Raw genomic sequence first — 17116 nt, 5'->3', positions numbered from 1 at the left:
CGCCACAGGAAAGAAGGCTCCGATGACCCAGTACCAATCCACCCTCCTCCGCCTGCTCGACGAGCGCGGCTACATTCATCAGCTGACCGATGCCGAAGGGCTCGACAAGCTGGCCAGCGAGGGCGTGGTGCCGGGCTATATCGGCTTTGACGCCACTGCGCCATCGCTCCACGTCGGCAGCCTCGTGCAGATCATGATGCTGCGCCGCCTCCAGCAGGCCGGGCACAAGCCGGTGGTGCTGATGGGCGGCGGCACGACCCGTATCGGCGACCCGACGGGACGGGACGAGAGCCGCAAGATGCTGTCGGACCAGACGATCGAGGACAACATCGCCTCGATCTTCACGGTGTTCTCGAAGCTGCTCACGTTCGGCGATGGCCCTACCGACGCCGTGATGGTCAACAATCACGATTGGCTGGGCAAACTGGGCTACATCGAATTGCTCCAGGAAGTCGGCACGCACTTCACGGTCAATCGCATGCTCACGTTCGATTCGGTCAAGCTGCGGCTTGAGCGTGAACAGCCGATGACCTTCCTCGAATTCAACTACATGATCCTGCAGGGCTATGATTTTCATCATCTAAACAAGGCGATGGGCGTGCGCCTGCAGATGGGTGGCTCGGACCAGTGGGGCAATATCGTCAACGGCATCGAACTCACCCGCCGCAAGGATGGCAAGGAAGTCTTCGGTCTGACGACGCCGCTGCTCACCACCGCCGATGGCAAGAAGATGGGCAAGACTGCGGCCGGCGCGGTGTGGCTCAACGAGGACGCGCTGCCTGCGTGGGATTTCTGGCAGTTCTGGCGCAACACGGATGACCGCGATGTCGGCAAGTTCCTGCGCCTGTTCACCGATCTCCCTCTCGACGAGATCAAGCGGCTCGAGGCCCTGGAAGGTAGCGAGATCAATGCCGCGAAAGTCGTTCTGGCCAACGAGGTAACCCGGCTTGTGCGTGGCGAAGAAGCCGCCAAGGCGGCCGAAGCCACCGCCTCGGCGACCTTCGCTGGCGGCGGGCTCGGTCAGGACCTGCCCGTTTTCGAATCAGCCCAAGACAGCATCGGAATCATCGATGCGCTTGTCGGTCTTGGCTTTGCAGCCAGCAGAGGGGAGGCGAAGCGCCTTGTGGCCGGTGGGGGCGCGAAAGTCGCGGGCGAGCCGATCACTGACGAAAGCTATCGCATTGCCCTGTCCTCCGAAGAGATCCGCATCTCGTCGGGCAAGAAGAAGCACGGCATCCTTCGGCGCGCCTGACATGCGTGCTCTCGTCAATCTTACGTGATCCATAACGGCAGAGGTCTGCCAGTTCCGGCAAGCCTCTGCCGCAGCTTTACTAATTGTTCGCCATTTCGGTTCTATATCTTCCGGCATAGTCACTCATGCGCCAGGAGGAACGATGCGCGGCGGAGCCCAGCTTTCAGTCACCGATCTGCGTCGTTCCACCCGGCACCCGGTCAATTTGCCCGTGATCGGGGAACATCGCGCACGGGGCGACATCATGCTGCAGTTCGCCAATATCTCGACAACCGGGTTCATGGCCAATGGCTGCGGCGATCTTGGCCGAGGAGAACGCGTTACGGTGCGGCTGCCGGTCATCGGACGCATTGAGGCCTTTCTCGTGTGGACCGACGGCGATCGCGCAGGTTTCCAGTTCGAGCGAATCATCCGCCTTGATGATTTCAACAAGCTGATCCGCGCCATCCAGCCCGGACCCCGGCCGCGCAGTCAGGGCTGACGCTCTGCGCATGGTCCTTGCCGCAGCCCAGTTGCTGCGCCGGCCACAAATTTTGCTTTCTTGGCATCGTCCCGGTCGGCTGGCATTGCACCGGCCGTGACCACAGCTCCTCCTGATTCCCCGACTTCGGCTTCGCCCTCCTCCCCGCTTGCCATTCCCGATTACCGGCGATTCTGGATCGCCCGCTTTTTTTCGGTGCTTGCGACATCGGGAATGGTAGTGATCCTCGGGTACCAGCTTTATGACGTTGCCCGCGGACAATACGGGATGTCGATCGCCCGGGCCGCATTCCAGCTTGGCTTGCTCGGCCTTGCGCAGTTTCTGCCGCTGTTTCTGCTTACTCCCGTAGCCGGAGTGGTCGCCGACCGGTTCGATCGGCGCAACGTTGCGGGGCTTGCGATGTGCATCGACCTGGTTGTCGCCCTGTCACTCGCGCTCTGCACTTATGCCGAGGCCCTGTCGTTACCTTTGCTGTTCGGGCTTGGCGCTCTCCACGGAACCGCGCGCGTCTTTATCGGCCCTGCGCTATCCTCCATTGCACCCAATGTCGTACCTGCAGAACTGATGCCAAAGGCGGTGGCGATCAATTCGATGGCATGGCAGACCGGCTCGGTCGGCGGCCCGGCCATTGCTGGCCTGCTTTTCGCAGGGCACCCGTCCCTGCCCTATTGGTTGTCGACCGGGTTGCTGGCGCTGGGCGCTTTCTGCATCTTTGGCATCCGCAGGATTCCGCCGCCGGAAGGCAACCGCAACGCGCACCCCTTGCGCCAGATTCTCCAAGGCCTCTCGTTCGTGTGGAACGACCGGTTCCTGCTCGGTTGCGTCACGCTCGATCTATTTGCCGTGCTTCTTGGCGGAGCCACCGCACTGCTGCCGGTTTTCGCCCGCGACATTCTCTTCATCGACGGACGACCGGTCGGCGCGGATGGCCTCGGCTTGATGCGGGCAATGCCGGGCCTCGGTGCTGCGCTTGTCGCGTTCGTCCTGGCCCGCAAGCCAATCACGCAGAATGTCGGTAACAAGATGCTATTGGGCGTCGTGATCTTCGGCCTCTTCACCATCGGCTTCGGACTATCGACGAACTATTACCTGTCGCTGCTGATGCTGGTCGGCATCGGCGCGGGGGATATGGTTTCGGTATTCATCCGTAGCACGCTCGTGCAGTTGCACACCCCGGATGACGTTCGCGGACGTGTCTCCTCCATCTCCGGCTTGGCCATTTCGGCATCCAACGAACTGGGCGAAATGCAATCGGGCGTGGCCGCGGCCCTGATCGGTGCTGTCGGCGCCGTGATCTTCGGCGGCATCAGCGCCATTGCCGTGACGGCGGCGTGGTTTTTCCTTTTCCCGGAACTGAAGAACGCGCGAACCTTTGCAGCGCGGTACAGATAGTCCTAGGCTGTCCCCCAAGACTCCAGCCAATCCCTTCACCAAGAGGAGCCAAGCGACATGAGAGCGGATTCCATCCTCGCCACTATCGGCAACACACCGCACGTTCGCCTGTCCCGCCTGTTTCCCGACCACGAGGTATGGGTGAAGAACGAGCGCGCCAATCCCGGCGGCTCGATCAAGGACAGGATCGGCCTTGCCATGATCGAGGCAGCAGAGGCTGATGGCAGCCTCAAGCCCGGCGGCACGATCATCGAGCCGACCTCGGGCAACACCGGTATCGGTCTTGCCATGGCCGCAGCGGTCAAGGGCTACAAGCTGGTCCTCGTCATGCCCGAATCGATGTCGCTCGAACGCCGCAGGCTGATGCTCGCCTATGGCGCCACCTTCGACCTCACCCCGCGTGAAAAGGGCATGAAGGGCGCCATCGAGCGCGCCCGCGAACTCGTCGAATCGACTGAGGGTGCGTGGATGCCCCAGCAGTTCGATAATCCTGCCAACGTCGCCGTCCACGTACGGACGACGGCCCAGGAAATCCTCAAGGATTTCGCCAGCGAGCCGATCGACGTTCTGATCACCGGGGTCGGCACCGGCGGCCACCTCACCGGCTGCGCCGAGGAGCTGAAGAAGCACTGGCCCTCGATGAAAGCCTACGCGGTTGAGCCGACGCTTTCGCCGGTCATCTCGGGCGGACAGCCGGCCCCTCACCCGATCCAAGGCATCGGCGCCGGTTTCATTCCCGGCAACCTGCACACCAGGTCTATCGACGGAGCCATTACCGTCGATCCGGCCGATGCCAAGGAAATGGCGCGGCAGTGCGCGGCCAAGGAAGGCATCCTCGTAGGCATTTCCTCAGGCGCGACCTTGGCGGCGATTGCCCAGAAGCTTGAAACCCTGCCCGCCGGCAGCCGCGTGCTCGGCTTCAACTATGATACCGGCGAGCGCTATCTTTCGGTTCCGGACTTCCTGCCGGAGTAAGCGCGATGGCGGTCGAACAGGTCGATTACGCCGACGGCGACGTGGCCCTCACCGGCTTTCTGGTGAAGCCTGAGGGGCCGCCCCGCGCAGCCGTGCTGGTCCTGCCGACGATCGCCAACTGCAATGCCCCGATGATCCGCCGCGCCCACATGCTGGCGCAGGCGGGTTGTCTGGCGATGGTCGCCGATTTCTACGGCGTACAGGTCCGCGATTTCGACCACGCGCGTGAACTGGCGGGGCCATTGCGCGCAAGCGCGGAAAGCTACCGCCGGCGCCTGCACGCCGCCCTTGCTGCTCTGACCGGGCGAGCGGAAGCGCAAGGTCTGCCCGTTGCCGCGATCGGCTACTGCATGGGCGGACAGGCCGCACTCGAGTTGGCGCGCGACGGGGCGGAACTCGTCCTGGCCGCCAGCTTCCACGGCCTGCTCGACACGCAGGCCCCCGCCGCACCCGATGCCGTGAAAGCCCGGATCCTGGTCTGCCATGGCGACGCCGACCCGATGGTTCCGCGCACGCAAGTCATGGCGTTCTGGGAGGAAATGGACGCTGCCGGGGCCAACTGGCACTTCCACAGCTACAGCGGCGTGCGCCACGGCTTCACCGATCCGGGCAGCGACGAGCGGGGCATGGCCGCCATCGGCTATGACGCCAGCGCCGACCGCCAGAGCTGGGCTGCGTTGATGGAACTGCTTGACGAAGTCCTCGGCTAGGCCAGACCCCAGTCCCGCAGCGCTGCAACATTGCGCTCGGCAAGGGTCAGCAGCAACCGATCGCCGTGATCGCTCTCCGGCATGGCGAGGATCGCCCCTACCGTGAACTGCAAGGGGACGGGCAAGGCCATCGCATATTCGGCCCGCGCCTGTTCGAGTCCCCACTCGGGTGCAACCTCCGCCATCGCTGCAACATGGCGTTCAATCAACGCGGCCTCGCAAGCCCGGCGATCCTCAGGCGAAAGTGAACCCGACAAGAAATAGGCAAGGTCGAACATCGGACTGCCGCGCGCGGCAAATTGCCAATCGATCAGCCAGGCGCGTGGGCCCTCTGGCGTATCCTCGAACAGGACATTGTCGACGCGGGGCTCGCCGTGAATTAGCGCGTCCCCCTTCGCCGCAGCTTCGATATGCCCGCGAATGCGCGGCACGAAACTCTCTATTGCGTCGATCAGCGCGGGCTCTGCTCTTCCGGCAAAGCGCCGCTTCCACTCCGTCACAGCGAGCGCGAACCCCTCGGCAGACCGCCCTGCAAGCGCCGCGCGATCAAACAGCCAATCGGCTGCATCCAAGCGCGGATCACCCCAGGTTGCCGAATGCAGCGCTGCGAGTTCGCGCGCCACCGCCCCTGCTTCGGCCACGCTGCAGCCGGCGATCTGGTCTCCCGGACGGGCTCGCTCAGACAGGTCCTCGAGCACGAGATTGATCGTGCGACCGTCTGCGCCGGTCCTGGCCCAATAGGCGCGCGGCGTAGCGAGCGGCGGCACAGGCCCAAGGAACCGGTAGACCTCGCACTCCCGGTGATAGACGCCATAATCGCCCGCCACGGACACGGCCTGCGGAATGCCCGATGTGATCTTGCAGATGACGGACCCAACCGCATCCGCCGCGTTCGCATTGTAGGTTACCGCCGCCCGGATCGTCTGCGACAGATTGCCGTGTCCGATGGGTTTTGTGGCAACGAGGCTCACCCTCGGCGCAGGCACATCTCCATGCTGGAACACCGCCTGCAGCCATGCGGGCGTGATCCCGTCCATCGTGGCAACAAGCGCAGGTTCGGGCAGGTCCTGCGGCACCGAGGCGTCGCCTTCACGCCCCCAGCGACCGGCAACGTAGCTCGAATTCCAGCAGTCGGTGAACTTGCCGTCGACCGCCTTGAACACTTCGATTCCGCAGAGTTCGATCCGCTCACCCTTGCGGGTGTGCATGTTCCACACCGAGGTCACATAGGTATCGTCGGCATGCAGCACTTCGTGCTCGAAGTACGGCTCAGCCTTTTCGCTCTGCTGACGCACCCGCGCAATCTGGTCCTCGAGCGAAAGCGCCGTCACACTGCCGGGATCGTGACGAACAATCGGATCGGCACAGAGCTCTCGAATGAGTTCAGCGTTGCGGTTGTTCCAGACTTCCGTCCAGTAGAGCTCGATAAGCTCCTTGGGGCTGCGCCTGATCATGCCTGTCTCCCGTTATCGGCAGAACTAGGCCTCAGCGAGGCGCAGCCCGTCAAGCGAGCCGACTTGTCAGATCACCGCATCAGGCGATGGCGAGCTGCTCCGGCGTCAGCGCCATGATCGTATCGCCACCGGCCTCCACCTGGCGGCGCAGCGCCCCGGCTTCGGTGGTATAGCGCGTTGCCCAATGGCGGGCGCAGGTCAGCTTGGCCTCGTAGAACGCCTTGTCTTCGGTGCCATCTGCCAGGGCAGCAGCCGCAACCTTTGCCATGCGCAGCCACATCAGGCCGAGGGACACGATGCCCGTCAACGTCATGTAGGCATAGGCGCCGGCGCCAAGGTTGTTCGGGTTGGCCATGGCGTTCTGCATGAACCACATCGTCGCGGCCTTCAGTTCGCCGTTGGCCTTGGCGAGACGTTCGCCGACGAGCTTTACCGTCTCATCCGAGGACTCTTCGGCACACTCGGCATCGATCAGCGCAAAGAACGCCTGGATCGCGCGCCCGCCGTTCAGCGCCAGCTTGCGCCCGACAAGGTCCATCGCCTGAACGCCATTGGTGCCTTCGTAGATCATCGCAATGCGCGCATCGCGGACAAACTGGTCCATGCCATTCTCGGCAATATAGCCGTGACCGCCCCAGACCTGCTGCATGTCGGTGGCCACCTTGTAGCCCATGTCGGTGCCATAGCCCTTGATCACCGGGGTCAGCAGGCTGATCAGGTCGTCAGCCATCTGGCGCTCCTCTGCCGTCGCCGCCTTGTGCGACAGGTCGACCTGCAGCGCGCCCCACAGGCACAGCGCGCGCATGCCCTCGATGAAGGTTTTGGCGTCCATCAGCATGCGGCGCACGTCGGGGTGAACGATGATCGGATCAGCTTTGGCCTGCGGATCGGCCGGCCCCGTCAGAGCGCGGCCCTGGCGGCGGTCAAGCGCATAGGCAAGGCCGTTCTGATAGGCGACTTCGGCCTGCGCCAGCCCCTGCATGCCCACGCCAAGGCGCGCGGCGTTCATCATGATGAACATGGCGGCAAGGCCCTTGTTCTCCTCGCCGACCATCCAGCCCTTCGCCCCGTCATAATTCATGACGCAGGTGGCGTTGCCGTGAATGCCCATCTTTTCCTCGATCGACCCGACCGAGACGCCGTTCTTCTCGCCCAGCGAACCGTCGTCATTGACGATGAACTTTGGGACAATGAACAGTGAAATGCCCTTGCTCGATTCCGGGGCACCCGGCGTCTTGGCGAGAACGAGGTGGATGATGTTCTCGGTCAGGTCATGATCGCCCGCCGAGATGAAGATCTTGGTGCCGGTGATGGCGTAGGAACCATCGGCCTGCGGTTCGGCGCGGGTGCGGATCATGCCGAGGTCGGTGCCGCAATGCGGCTCGGTCAGGTTCATGGTTCCGAGCCATTCGCCGGTGACCATCTTGGGCAGGTACTTGGCCTGCTGCTCGGGCGAGCCTTTGGCGATGATTGCCGAGATCGCGCCATTGGCAAGGCCGGGGTACATCGCAAATGCCTGGTTGGCCGTGGCGAGGTACTTCTCCATGATGAAGCCCATCACGTGGGGGAGCCCCTGACCGCCGTAGGCTTCGGGCGCGGAGAGTGTCCCCCAACCCCCTTCGACATACTGGCGGTAGGCGTCCTTGAACCCGGTCGGCGTGGTCACGCTGCCATCGGGATGGCGGGTGCAGCCTTCCCTGTCGCCTGAAAGGTTGAGCGGTGCGATGACCTCGGAAACGAAGCGTCCTGCTTCCTCGATGATCGCATCGGTCATATCCGGCGTTGCGCTCTCGAAGCCCGGCAGGTTGCCATAGCTTTCAAGGCGGATCAGTTCGTTGACGACGAAACGGGTGTCGCGGGTCGGCGCGTTGTAGATCGGCATTTGGTCCTGTCCCTTTAAGCGTTCGGCCTTCAGACCGTTGGATCGCGGCCTTCAGACCGCTCCTTGGCGATGACGAGATCGACAAAGCTGGTCAGCTCGTCGATGGTCGCAGCAATGTCCGCCTGTTGGCGACGCAGGTTCTCGATCCGCTCACGACACTTGGCAATCGTGACTCGGCGCTGCTCGGCGCGCCCGTCACCCATGTCGTAAAGATCGATCATGTCGCGAATCTCGGCGAGGCTGAAACCCACGTTCTTGGCGCGCATGATCCAGGCGAGACGCGCGCGGTCCCGCTTGGAATAGATGCGTGACAGCCCGATCCGTTCGGGCGCGATCAGCCCTTCGTCTTCATAGAAGCGCAGTGCACGGGCCGTCACCCCGAACTCGTTGGAAAGATCGGAAATGGTGAACTGGTCACGCTTGAGCGCATCGGGCTGATCGAGATGCCCGGTGTGCTCGTTCTGTGCAGACGGATCGCGAGTCGCTGTGGCGGCATGCTGTGACATGTCGCCAAGCTAACTAACCTTTACGTAAGCGTCAATCGACGATGCGTTGCAACGAGCCTTCCGGAGTAATGCGACGATAGAAGCAGGTCGGCGCCAGCGTGTGACACGCTGGACCCGCCGGTTCGACCCGAAGTTCCAGCGCGTCCTGATCGCAATCCACCCTGATCTCGACGATCTTTAGCACGTGGCCTGAGCTTTCACCCTTCATCCACAGCTTGCCGCGCGAACGTGAGAAGAAGTGCGCAAAGCCGGTCTCGAGCGTCCGCTCCAAGGCTTCGCGATTCATGTGTGCCAGCATCAGAAGCGCATTTGTGCCATGGTCGACAGCAACCGCGGTCAACAGCCCGTTGGAGTCGAATTTCGGCATCAATTCAGTGCCCTGCTCGCGCAAAGCGGTATCGCTGGTGGTTGACAAAGTGCTCGCTGCCCTTTTCGGATTGCCGCTTCGTGGCGGATTTGTTGCAGGATAACCACACAGGCTCGCAAAATCCATAACCCGACGCACAATCTGCTTCCGTCCAAAGCATGAATGGGTGATGAAGACGCAGCGGTTTGAGGGAACCGTCAACTGAACCGCCAGCCCGCAACCGGGCGGCAATGGACGTAGCGCCAATGTTCAGGGACACTTGATGAGGGGCCGGTTGGCTGCCTCGCAGCAGGCCCAAAGGGGCCGCGCGAAGCGAGACCGGATGGTGAGGGTAAAAGCGGGACGGTCAGGGGGCCGTCGGTATCGCGGTCAACGCGGACGCCGCAAGATTTTCGTCACGAGGGCGCCCGGAACTTCGGTTCCGGGCGTTTCCTGTTGTCGTCGGCATCAGCCCTGCACATCCGGCTCCGGGAGAGCGCGCAGACTATCAAGGGCTTCGTCGAGAACCCGCGAAAAGCAGGCAATCTTCACCTCGGCCACCTTGGCCTTGCGCAGTGCCACCATGCAGGAATCCGTCGTCGCGCCGCTGGTCATCACGTCATCGACCAGCAAGACGCGCGCTCCTGACAAGCGCGAAGCGAGGCGCGGATTGGGCTGAATCGCACCGGTAAGCGCGCGGGCTCGAGCCTTGCGGTTCAGACCGCCAAGTGACGGCGTCGCCCGCGGGCGAAGCAGTCCATCAACCATGAGTCGCTGGCCGGTCAATCTCGCAAGTTCCCGCGCCAGAAGAGCCGACTGGTTGAATCCGCGCCGCATCAGCCGCCAGCGGTGGAGCGGCACCGGCACAACAAGCCATTCTCCTTCAAGTCCGGCGAGCCTTGGCAGAATCATCCGGGCCATCATCGGCGCAAGCCCGATTCGCCGTCCATGCTTGAGAGCCAGCACCAGCGCGCGGGACGGTTCGTTATAGAGCGTCGCAGCGGCGATACCGGTGTGCCTGGGTGGCTCTGCCATGCACGGCGCGCAGAGCAGGTCAGCCTCTGCCCCGTGCTGTTCCCCCATCGGGCGCTGACAGAGCTTGCAGCAAGTGCCGGACGGGACGACGATCTTGCCCCAGCAGCCCAGGCAAAGCCCCCCATGCGCCGCCACGGGACTGCCACACAGCGGGCAGCGGGGCGGGAACACGAAGTCGACGATCGGCGTCAACGCGGCGGAGAATTGCGCAGCAGACAAAGGCATTGCCGCATCGTCGCACGAATGCCCCTCTTGGCAAGACCGGCGGACACGGGCACTGCCCGGAAATGGCCAGTACTCCCCCCGTTATTTTTGCTCGAAATCGGCGGAATGCCGTCCGCCGCCGCATGGCGCATCTGCAAACGGCTCCGGAGGCGCCGCGCTATATCGTCGATGACATGGTCGAGGACGTGATCGAGCGCCTGTCCTTCCTCCGCCACGAACCCCGGCGGGCTCTGGTCATCGGTGACTGGACCGACGCGATTGGTGCGGCTTTGGCGGCCTCGGGCGCAACTGTCGACCGCCGCGATCCTGCATTGGGAGACGTGCTGGTCGACGAAGAGGCGCCCTACCCTGCCCCTGCCGAGTACGACTTCATCGCCAGCCTCGGCACACTCGATACCGTCAATGATCTGCCCGGCGCGCTGGTGCACCTGCGCCGCGCTCTGGCCGATGGCGGGTTGATGATTGCGTGTTTCCTCGGGGCGGGGTCGCTACCGGCGTTGCGAGCAATCATGCTCGAAGCCGATGGTGACCGCCCTTCCCCGCGCATCCATCCTCAAGTCGACGTGCGCGCTGGCGGGCAGCTGTTGCAGCGGGCCGGTTTTGCTGACCCGGTGATCGACAGCCATCACGTGGACGTGCGGTTCCGCTCGTTCGCCGGAATGATCGCTGACTTGCGTAGCCAGGGCCTAGGCAACTGCCTCGCCCGCCCCGGCGCACCGCTGGGAAAGGCCGCTCTGGCCCGCGCACATGCAGCTTTTGACGCGCGCCGGGATTCCGATGGCAAGATTAACGAAAGGTTCGAGATTCTGACACTCAGCGGCTGGGCGAAGGCCCTGCGCCCGCCCAAGTTTTGAGCCGCCCACAAGGCAAGTTCGACGCGCCAACGTGGAGTGTTTCCCCGGGGAAACACTCCAGATAGGTTATCAGCCCAGAGCCGCCTGGGCCGCCGCGAGGCGTGCAATCGGCACGCGATAGGGGCTTGCCGAGACGTAATCGAGGCCGGTCTTCTCGCAGAACGCGATGGAAGCCGGATCGCCACCATGCTCGCCACAGATACCGAGCTTGATGTCCGGGCGCGTCTTGCGGCCACGTTCTGCTGCCAATTCGACGAGTTGGCCGACGCCTTCAATGTCGAGACTCACGAACGGATCGCGCGGGTAGATGCCCTGGTCGACGTAGGGGTTTAGAAACCGCGCTGCGTCGTCACGGCTGACGCCGAGCGTGGTCTGGGTGAGATCGTTGGTACCGAACGAGAAGAACTTGGCTTCCTCGGCAATCTCGCCTGCCATCAGTGCGGCGCGCGGCAGCTCGATCATGGTGCCGACCATGTATTCCAGCGTCCGCCCCTTCTCGGTGAAAACCGAGAGCGCGACCCGGTCGACCAGTGCGCGCAGGATTTCGAGTTCCTTGCGCGTGGCGACCAGCGGGATCATCACTTCGGGAATCGGTGCATCGCCGCTCTTCTCGGCAACGTCGCAGGCCGCCTCGAAGATGGCGCGGGCCTGCATCTCGTAGATTTCCGGGAAGGTAATGCCGAGGCGGCAACCGCGGTGGCCCAGCATCGGGTTGAATTCGTGGAGTTCGCCCGCCCGGCGCTTCAGGTGTTCGACGCCAAGCCCTGTGGCTTCGGCGAGTTCGGCGAACTCGGCGTCGGCGTGGGGCAGGAATTCGTGCAGTGGCGGGTCGAGCAGGCCCGCCATGACCTCGAAGATCGACTGAAAGTCGCTGCGCTGTTCGGGCAGCAGCTTGGCAAGGGCAGCGCGGCGGCCCTTCTCGTCCTCGGCCAGGATCATCTGGCGCACTGCGCTGATGCGGCCTGCTTCGAAGAACATGTGCTCGGTGCGGCACAGACCGATGCCTTCGGCCCCGAACTGGCGCGCGACCTGGCAATCGAGCGGCGTTTCGGCGTTGGTGCGCACCTTCATGCGGCGGTGCTTGTCGGCCCAGGTCATCAAGGTGCCGAAATCGCCAACGAGTTCCGGCTCCACCGTCGGCACGAGGCCGGCCATGACATCGCCGTTCGAGCCATCGAGAGTGATGACATCGCCCTCCTTGATCTCGCGGTTGCCGATCTTCGCTGTCCGGCTGGCCATGTCAATCGACACGCCCGACGCGCCCGAGACGCAAGGGCGGCCCATGCCACGCGCGACGACGGCAGCGTGGCTGGTCATGCCTCCGCGAGCCGTGAGGATGCCCTTGGCAGCGTGCATGCCGTGGATGTCTTCGGGCGAAGTTTCGACGCGGACGAGGATCACGGCGTCACCACGCTCGGCGCGGGCTTGCGCGGTATCGGCGTCGAACACGACCGCGCCCGAAGCCGCGCCGGGCGATGCCGGCAGGCCCTTGGTCAGCACGTCGCGCTGCGCCTTGGGATCGAGCGTGGGGTGCAGAAGCTGGTCGAGAGCCATCGGATCGATGCGCTTGATCGCGGTGGCTTCATCGATGAGGCCTTCAGCCACCATGTCTACCGCCATCTTGAGGGCGGCCTTGGCGGTGCGCTTGCCCGAGCGGGTCTGCAGCATCCACAGCTTGCCCTGCTCGACGGTGAATTCGATATCCTGCATGTCACGATAGTGCTTTTCGAGCAGCTCGAACACGGCGGCGAGTTCGGCATAGGCGCCGGGCATCGCCTCTTCCATCGACAGCGGCTTGGCGCCTGCCCGCTCACGTGCGGCGAGCGTCAGGTACTGCGGAGTGCGGATGCCGGCGACGACGTCCTCGCCCTGGGCATTGACCAGCCATTCGCCGTAATAGGCCTTCTCGCCGGTCGCGGGATCGCGGGTGAAGGCGACGCCGGTGGCCGAAGTATCGCCCATGTTGCCGAAGACCATCGCCTGCACGTTGACGGCGGTGCCCCAGTCATGCGGAATGTCGTTGAGCTTGCGGTAGACCTTGGCGCGGTCGGACTCCCAGCTGTCGAACACGGCGCCGATGGCGCCCCAGAGCTGTTCATGGACGTCCTGCGGGAACGGACGGCCGAGCTGGTCTTCAACGATAGCCTTGTATTCGCCGACGAGCGCCTGCCAGTGTTCGGCACCAAGCTCAACATCGTTGAAGAAGCCGTTGTCTTCCTTGACGATTTCCAGCGCGTCCTCGAAGCGGTGATGATCGAGGCCAAGCACCACGTCGGAATACATCTGGATGAAGCGGCGGTAGCTGTCCCAGGCAAAGCGCGGATCGCCTGACCCTGCGGCAAGGCCTTCGACGGTCTGGTCATTGAGGCCGAGGTTGAGGACGGTGTCCATCATGCCCGGCATCGAGACGCGCGCGCCCGAACGGACCGAGACGAGCAGCGGGTTGGTGGCATCGCCGAAGGTGCGGCCGGTGGCCCTTTCGATGTGGGCAACGCCGTTGGCGACGCCTGCGCGCAAGGCAGCGTCGAACGCCTTGCCGCTGGCGTTGTAGGCGGTGCAGACTTCGGTGCTGATGGTGAAACCCGGGGGCACCGGCAGGCCGATCCCGGCCATTTCCGCAAGGTTCGATCCCTTGCCGCCGACGATGGTCTTGTCCTTGGCCCGCGCGTCCGAAGACGATGCGCCGCCGCCGAAGTGGAATACGTATGCGCTCATGCCGCCAACGAGGCTCCCTGCGTAAGTCTGTTCTTGCCGGAACGGGCCCGGAGTCGGCCCGCTCTTAGCCCTCTATGCGCGAAAAGTCCGCAACTTTGTGCACTGCAGCACGGAAGCGGTCAAGCAAGGCCAAGCGACTGGACCGCTTGTTAGCGTCCGCATCATTGACCGTAACCTGATCAAAGAACGCATCGATGGGCGCGCGCAAGGACGCCAATGCCGCCATAGCCGCGGTGAAGTCCTCGGCCGCAACGGCACCTGCTGCCTGAGGTTCTGCGGAATTGAGCGCGTCGACCAGCGCTTGCTCGGCAGGTTCGCGGGCGTAGTTGCATTCGGGGTGCGAGAACTGCGCGGCGACGCCCTTGAGCGCAGGATCGTCAACCAGCACAAGCGGGTCTTCCTCGCCGGTCGGCGGGACGAAGCCCTCGCCTTCGGAACCGGCGTTGGGGTTGGCGGCGAAGCCTTCCTTCTTGAGGATGTTGGCCGCGCGCTTGTAGCCTGCGAGAAGGTTGGTGCCGTCCTCGGTGCCGACGAAGGCCTGCAGCGCGTGGACGCGGGCGAGCAGGCGGACCAGATCGTCCTCGCCGCCGAGCGCGAACACGGCGTCGATCAGGTCATGGCGAACGCCTGCTTCGCGTTGCTGGACTTTGAGGCGGTCGGCGAAGAAGTCAGGCAGTGTTGTGAACACAGCTTTCTGTCCGGCCTGATATGCATCGTATACAGCCTCTGGCATTTCGCCAGAGACCTGCTGTTTCGTAAAGCCCGCGAGCGACTTAGCAATTGCTTCCCACATCGACACACGCAGCGAACCACGATTGAGCAATTCAAGGACGCCGATTGCTGCTCGGCGCAATGCAAATGGGTCGCGCGAACCAGTCGGACGCTGATCAATCCGGAAAAATCCAACCAGCGTATCCAGCTTGTCCGCCAGCGCCACGGCCACCGTCACCGGCGCAGTCGGCACGTCATCGCCCTGCCCGACCGGCTTGTAGTGATCGCGGATGGCGTCGGCTACGGCGTCCGGCAGGCCTTCGGCGCGGGCGTAGTAGCCGCCCATCAGGCCCTGGAGTTCGGGGAATTCACCGACCATTTCGGTGACGAGATCGGCCTTGCACAGGCGGGCGGCGAGTTCGGCCTGGTCTGCCAACTCTTGCTGCGTCCCCGCGAAGGCGAGGACCTCGTGAGGTTGTGCGCTGCTGCCCGAGGCCCCCGCCTTCGCGGGGGAGCCGGTGTTTCCTTGTGGCGTTACGATGCCTTCTTCCACCAGCCAGCGGGCCAGCTTGGCGACGCGCTCGACCTTGTCGGCCACCGTCCCAAGCTTTTCGTGGAAGGTGATGCGCGACAGCTTCTGCGCCTGCTCGGCCAGCGGCTTCTTCTTGTCCTGCTCCCAGAAGAAGCGGGCATCCGAGAGGCGCGCGGCGAGGACCTTGCGGTTGCCGTCGACGATGGCCGCGCCGCCATCCTTCGCCTCGATATTGGCGGTGCAGACGAAGGCGTTAGCGAGCTTGCCAGCAGCGTCGCGGCAGATGAAGTACTTCTGGTTGACGCGCGCGGTGAGCTGGATGACTTCGGGCGGCACGTCGAGGAACGCCTCGTCGAAGCGGCCCAACAGCGAGACCGGCCATTCGGTGAGGCCGGCGTTCTCGATCACCAGACCTTCGTCCTCGACCAACACGAGACCGGCGGCCTCAGCTGCGGCCTTGGCCTTTTCGCGCACCATCGCCTCGCGCTCGACATGGTCGACGATGACGTGGCAGGCGCGCAGCTTTTCGGCGTAGTCACTCGCGCCACCAATGGTAATCTCGCCAGCGTGGTGGAAGCGGTGGCCAAGCGTCGCGTAGCCCGACTTCACCCCGCCGATCTCGCACTCGACCAGATCCTCACCCAGGATGGCAACGATGCCGGAGAGCGGGCGCACCCAGCGCAAGCTTTCGGTGGAGAGCGAGGCTGCGCCCCAGCGCTGGCTCTTGGGCCAGGGGAAGGCGCGGATGATGGCGGGGATGGCTTCGGCGAGCACGTCCCTGGTGGCGCGGCCGGGCTTTTCGGTGATGGCGAACCAGACGCCATCGCGCTCGGTCAACTGGCCAGGGGTGAGGCCGGTCTTGCGCAGGAAGCCTTCGAGGGCCTGTTCGGGGGCGGAAGTCTTGGGGCCCTTGGTTTCCTCGGACACGGCCTCGGTTGCCAGCGGCAGGTCGCGGGCGATTAGGGCGAGACGGCGCGGGGTGGACCAGACGGTGATCTCGCCAGCCTTGAGGCCGGCAGCGTCAAGCTGCTTGCGGAACAGCTTTTCGAGATCGGCGCGGGCGCCTGCCTGCATGCGGGCCGGGATTTCTTGCGAGCGCAGTTCGAGGAGGAAATCGCTCACTTGCTCCACTCCGGATACTTGGCCGCCCACTGATCGGCGTTCTTTTCCATGTAGGCCTCGCAGGAACCACGCGCGAGATCGCGGACGCGGCCCATGTAGCTGGCGCGCTCCTGCACCGAGATCACGCCGCGTGCCTGCAGCAGGTTGAACAGGTGGCTGGCCTCGATCGCCTGCTCGTAGGCGGCGATGGGCACGCCGGCCTCGAGGCTGCGGAGGCATTCGGCCTCGGCGCGGCGGAAGCCTTCGAACAGGCTGTCGGTATCGGCGACCTCGAAGTTCCACTTCGACATCTGCTTCTCGTTCTCGAGAAACACCTCGCCATAGGTGACGCCGTGGCTGTTGAACTTCAGGTCATAGACGTTGTCGACGCCCTGGATGTACATGGCGAGGCGCTCGAGGCCGTAGGTCAGCTCACCCGCGACGGGCTTGCAATCGAAGCCGCCCATCTGCTGGAAGTAGGTGAACTGGGTGACTTCCATGCCATCGCACCAGACTTCCCAGCCGAGGCCCCAAGCGCCCAATGTGGGAGATTCCCAGTCGTCTTCCACGAAGCGGATATCGTGGACCAGCGGGTCGATGCCGATCTCGACGAGGCTCTGCAGGTAGAGTTCCTGCAGGTTTTCGGGGCTCGGCTTCAGGATAACTTGATACTGGTAATAGTGCTGCAGGCGATTGGGGTTCTCGCCATAGCGACCGTCGGTGGGGCGGCGGCAGGGCTGCACGAAGGCGGCGTTCCACGGTTCCGGCCCGAGCGCGCGCAGTGTGGTGGCGGTGTGGAAGGTCCCTGCCCCCATGCGCATGTCGTAAGGCTGGAGGATCAGGCAGCCCTGTTCGCTCCAGAAAGCATGAAGGCGCAGGATCATGTCCTGCAGGCTGAGGGGCGTTGTAGCAGTATCGGCCATGGTCGCGCGGCTTTGGCCGATG

General features: G+C 64.0%; 14 protein-coding genes. 6 read left to right on the top strand and 8 right to left on the bottom strand.

Going from position 1 to position 17116, the window contains the following annotated elements; genetic code table 11:
• The first annotated feature begins 22 nt into the window (after positions 1-22).
• The 5 genes from tyrS (at position 23) to AX703_RS24375 (ending at position 4810) form a co-directional block, all read left to right on the top strand.
• Positions 23-1252 carry a tyrosine--tRNA ligase gene (tyrS, locus tag AX703_RS24395; RefSeq protein ID WP_062347894.1) on the top strand — a complete coding sequence of 410 codons (1230 nt, stop codon included), beginning with the start codon at positions 23-25 and terminating at the stop codon, positions 1250-1252.
• A 142-nt stretch (positions 1253-1394) separates the two neighbouring features.
• Positions 1395-1733, top strand: coding sequence for a pilus assembly protein PilZ (locus AX703_RS24390; protein WP_062347892.1), 339 nt, complete (start codon positions 1395-1397; stop codon positions 1731-1733).
• Positions 1734-1829: 96 nt separating this feature from the next.
• Positions 1830-3125, top strand: a complete 1296-nt coding sequence (locus tag AX703_RS24385; RefSeq protein WP_369821056.1) for an MFS transporter — start codon at positions 1830-1832, stop codon at positions 3123-3125.
• A 57-nt stretch (positions 3126-3182) separates the two neighbouring features.
• Entirely contained in the window at positions 3183-4100 is a 918-nt protein-coding gene (cysK, locus tag AX703_RS24380; RefSeq protein ID WP_062347890.1) for a cysteine synthase A, read from the top strand.
• A gap of 5 nt (positions 4101-4105) precedes the next feature.
• On the top strand, positions 4106-4810 hold the full coding sequence (locus tag AX703_RS24375; RefSeq protein WP_062347888.1) for a dienelactone hydrolase family protein: 705 nt from the start codon (positions 4106-4108) through the stop codon (positions 4808-4810).
• On the opposite strand, the gene AX703_RS24370 is transcribed toward AX703_RS24375, so the two are convergent.
• The 5 genes from AX703_RS24370 to AX703_RS24350 form a co-directional block, all read right to left on the bottom strand.
• On the bottom strand, positions 4807-6264 hold the full coding sequence (locus AX703_RS24370; protein ID WP_062347886.1) for a phosphotransferase: 1458 nt from the start codon (positions 6262-6264) through the stop codon (positions 4807-4809). The two genes, AX703_RS24375 and AX703_RS24370, sit on opposite strands and share 4 nt — an antisense overlap.
• A gap of 79 nt (positions 6265-6343) precedes the next feature.
• Positions 6344-8146 (bottom strand): acyl-CoA dehydrogenase C-terminal domain-containing protein, encoded by a 1803-nt coding sequence (locus AX703_RS24365; RefSeq protein WP_062347884.1) that lies wholly within the window; start codon positions 8144-8146, stop codon positions 6344-6346.
• 29 nt (positions 8147-8175) lie between these two features.
• Positions 8176-8652, bottom strand: a complete 477-nt coding sequence (locus tag AX703_RS24360; RefSeq protein ID WP_039331172.1) for a MerR family DNA-binding transcriptional regulator — start codon at positions 8650-8652, stop codon at positions 8176-8178.
• Positions 8653-8683: 31 nt separating this feature from the next.
• Positions 8684-9043, bottom strand: a complete 360-nt coding sequence (gene hisI / locus AX703_RS24355; protein ID WP_255355114.1) for a phosphoribosyl-AMP cyclohydrolase — start codon at positions 9041-9043, stop codon at positions 8684-8686.
• 423 nt (positions 9044-9466) lie between these two features.
• On the bottom strand, positions 9467-10258 hold the full coding sequence (locus AX703_RS24350) for a ComF family protein (RefSeq protein WP_062347882.1): 792 nt from the start codon (positions 10256-10258) through the stop codon (positions 9467-9469).
• Positions 10259-10380: 122 nt separating this feature from the next.
• On the opposite strand from AX703_RS24350, the gene AX703_RS24345 reads away from it, so the two are divergent.
• Positions 10381-11112, top strand: a complete 732-nt coding sequence (locus AX703_RS24345) for a methyltransferase domain-containing protein (RefSeq protein ID WP_369821055.1) — start codon at positions 10381-10383, stop codon at positions 11110-11112.
• 69 nt (positions 11113-11181) lie between these two features.
• Here the strand turns inward: AX703_RS24345 and ppdK are convergent, their stop codons facing one another.
• From ppdK to AX703_RS24330, 3 genes are all read right to left on the bottom strand, one after another.
• Complete coding sequence (gene ppdK, locus AX703_RS24340; protein WP_062347877.1) at positions 11182-13827, bottom strand: pyruvate, phosphate dikinase; 2646 nt, start codon at positions 13825-13827, stop codon at positions 11182-11184.
• A 64-nt stretch (positions 13828-13891) separates the two neighbouring features.
• Positions 13892-16192, bottom strand: coding sequence for a glycine--tRNA ligase subunit beta (glyS, locus tag AX703_RS24335; RefSeq protein WP_062347875.1), 2301 nt, complete (start codon positions 16190-16192; stop codon positions 13892-13894).
• Positions 16189-17094 (bottom strand): glycine--tRNA ligase subunit alpha, encoded by a 906-nt coding sequence (locus AX703_RS24330; RefSeq protein WP_062347963.1) that lies wholly within the window; start codon positions 17092-17094, stop codon positions 16189-16191. Before AX703_RS24330 ends, glyS begins: the two co-directional genes overlap by 4 nt.
• Positions 17095-17116: the final 22 nt, after the last annotated feature.

Origin of the sequence: Novosphingobium sp. CCH12-A3 (assembly GCF_001556015.1) — a bacterium.
Classification (GTDB): Bacteria; Pseudomonadota; Alphaproteobacteria; order Sphingomonadales; family Sphingomonadaceae; genus Novosphingobium; species Novosphingobium subterraneum.
The sequence above is the reverse complement of the archived record's forward strand: the minus strand, read 5'-3'. Positions and strand labels throughout refer to the sequence as shown.

Excerpts from the sequence above, each read along its gene's own strand:
- tyrS (WP_062347894.1), top strand. The coding sequence starts at position 23 with ATGACCCAGTACCAATCCACCCTCCTCCGCCTGCTCGACGAGCGCGGC.
- AX703_RS24390 (WP_062347892.1), top strand. The coding sequence starts at position 1,395 with ATGCGCGGCGGAGCCCAGCTTTCAGTCACCGATCTGCGTCGTTCCACC.
- cysK (WP_062347890.1), top strand. The coding sequence starts at position 3,183 with ATGAGAGCGGATTCCATCCTCGCCACTATCGGCAACACACCGCACGTT.
- AX703_RS24375 (WP_062347888.1), top strand. The coding sequence starts at position 4,106 with ATGGCGGTCGAACAGGTCGATTACGCCGACGGCGACGTGGCCCTCACC.
- AX703_RS24370 (WP_062347886.1), bottom strand. The coding sequence starts at position 6,264 with ATGATCAGGCGCAGCCCCAAGGAGCTTATCGAGCTCTACTGGACGGAA.
- AX703_RS24365 (WP_062347884.1), bottom strand. The coding sequence starts at position 8,146 with ATGCCGATCTACAACGCGCCGACCCGCGACACCCGTTTCGTCGTCAAC.
- AX703_RS24360 (WP_039331172.1), bottom strand. The coding sequence starts at position 8,652 with ATGTCACAGCATGCCGCCACAGCGACTCGCGATCCGTCTGCACAGAAC.
- AX703_RS24350 (WP_062347882.1), bottom strand. The coding sequence starts at position 10,258 with ATGCCTTTGTCTGCTGCGCAATTCTCCGCCGCGTTGACGCCGATCGTC.
- AX703_RS24345 (WP_369821055.1), top strand. The coding sequence starts at position 10,381 with ATGGCGCATCTGCAAACGGCTCCGGAGGCGCCGCGCTATATCGTCGAT.
- ppdK (WP_062347877.1), bottom strand. The coding sequence starts at position 13,827 with ATGAGCGCATACGTATTCCACTTCGGCGGCGGCGCATCGTCTTCGGAC.
- AX703_RS24330 (WP_062347963.1), bottom strand. The coding sequence starts at position 17,094 with ATGGCCGATACTGCTACAACGCCCCTCAGCCTGCAGGACATGATCCTG.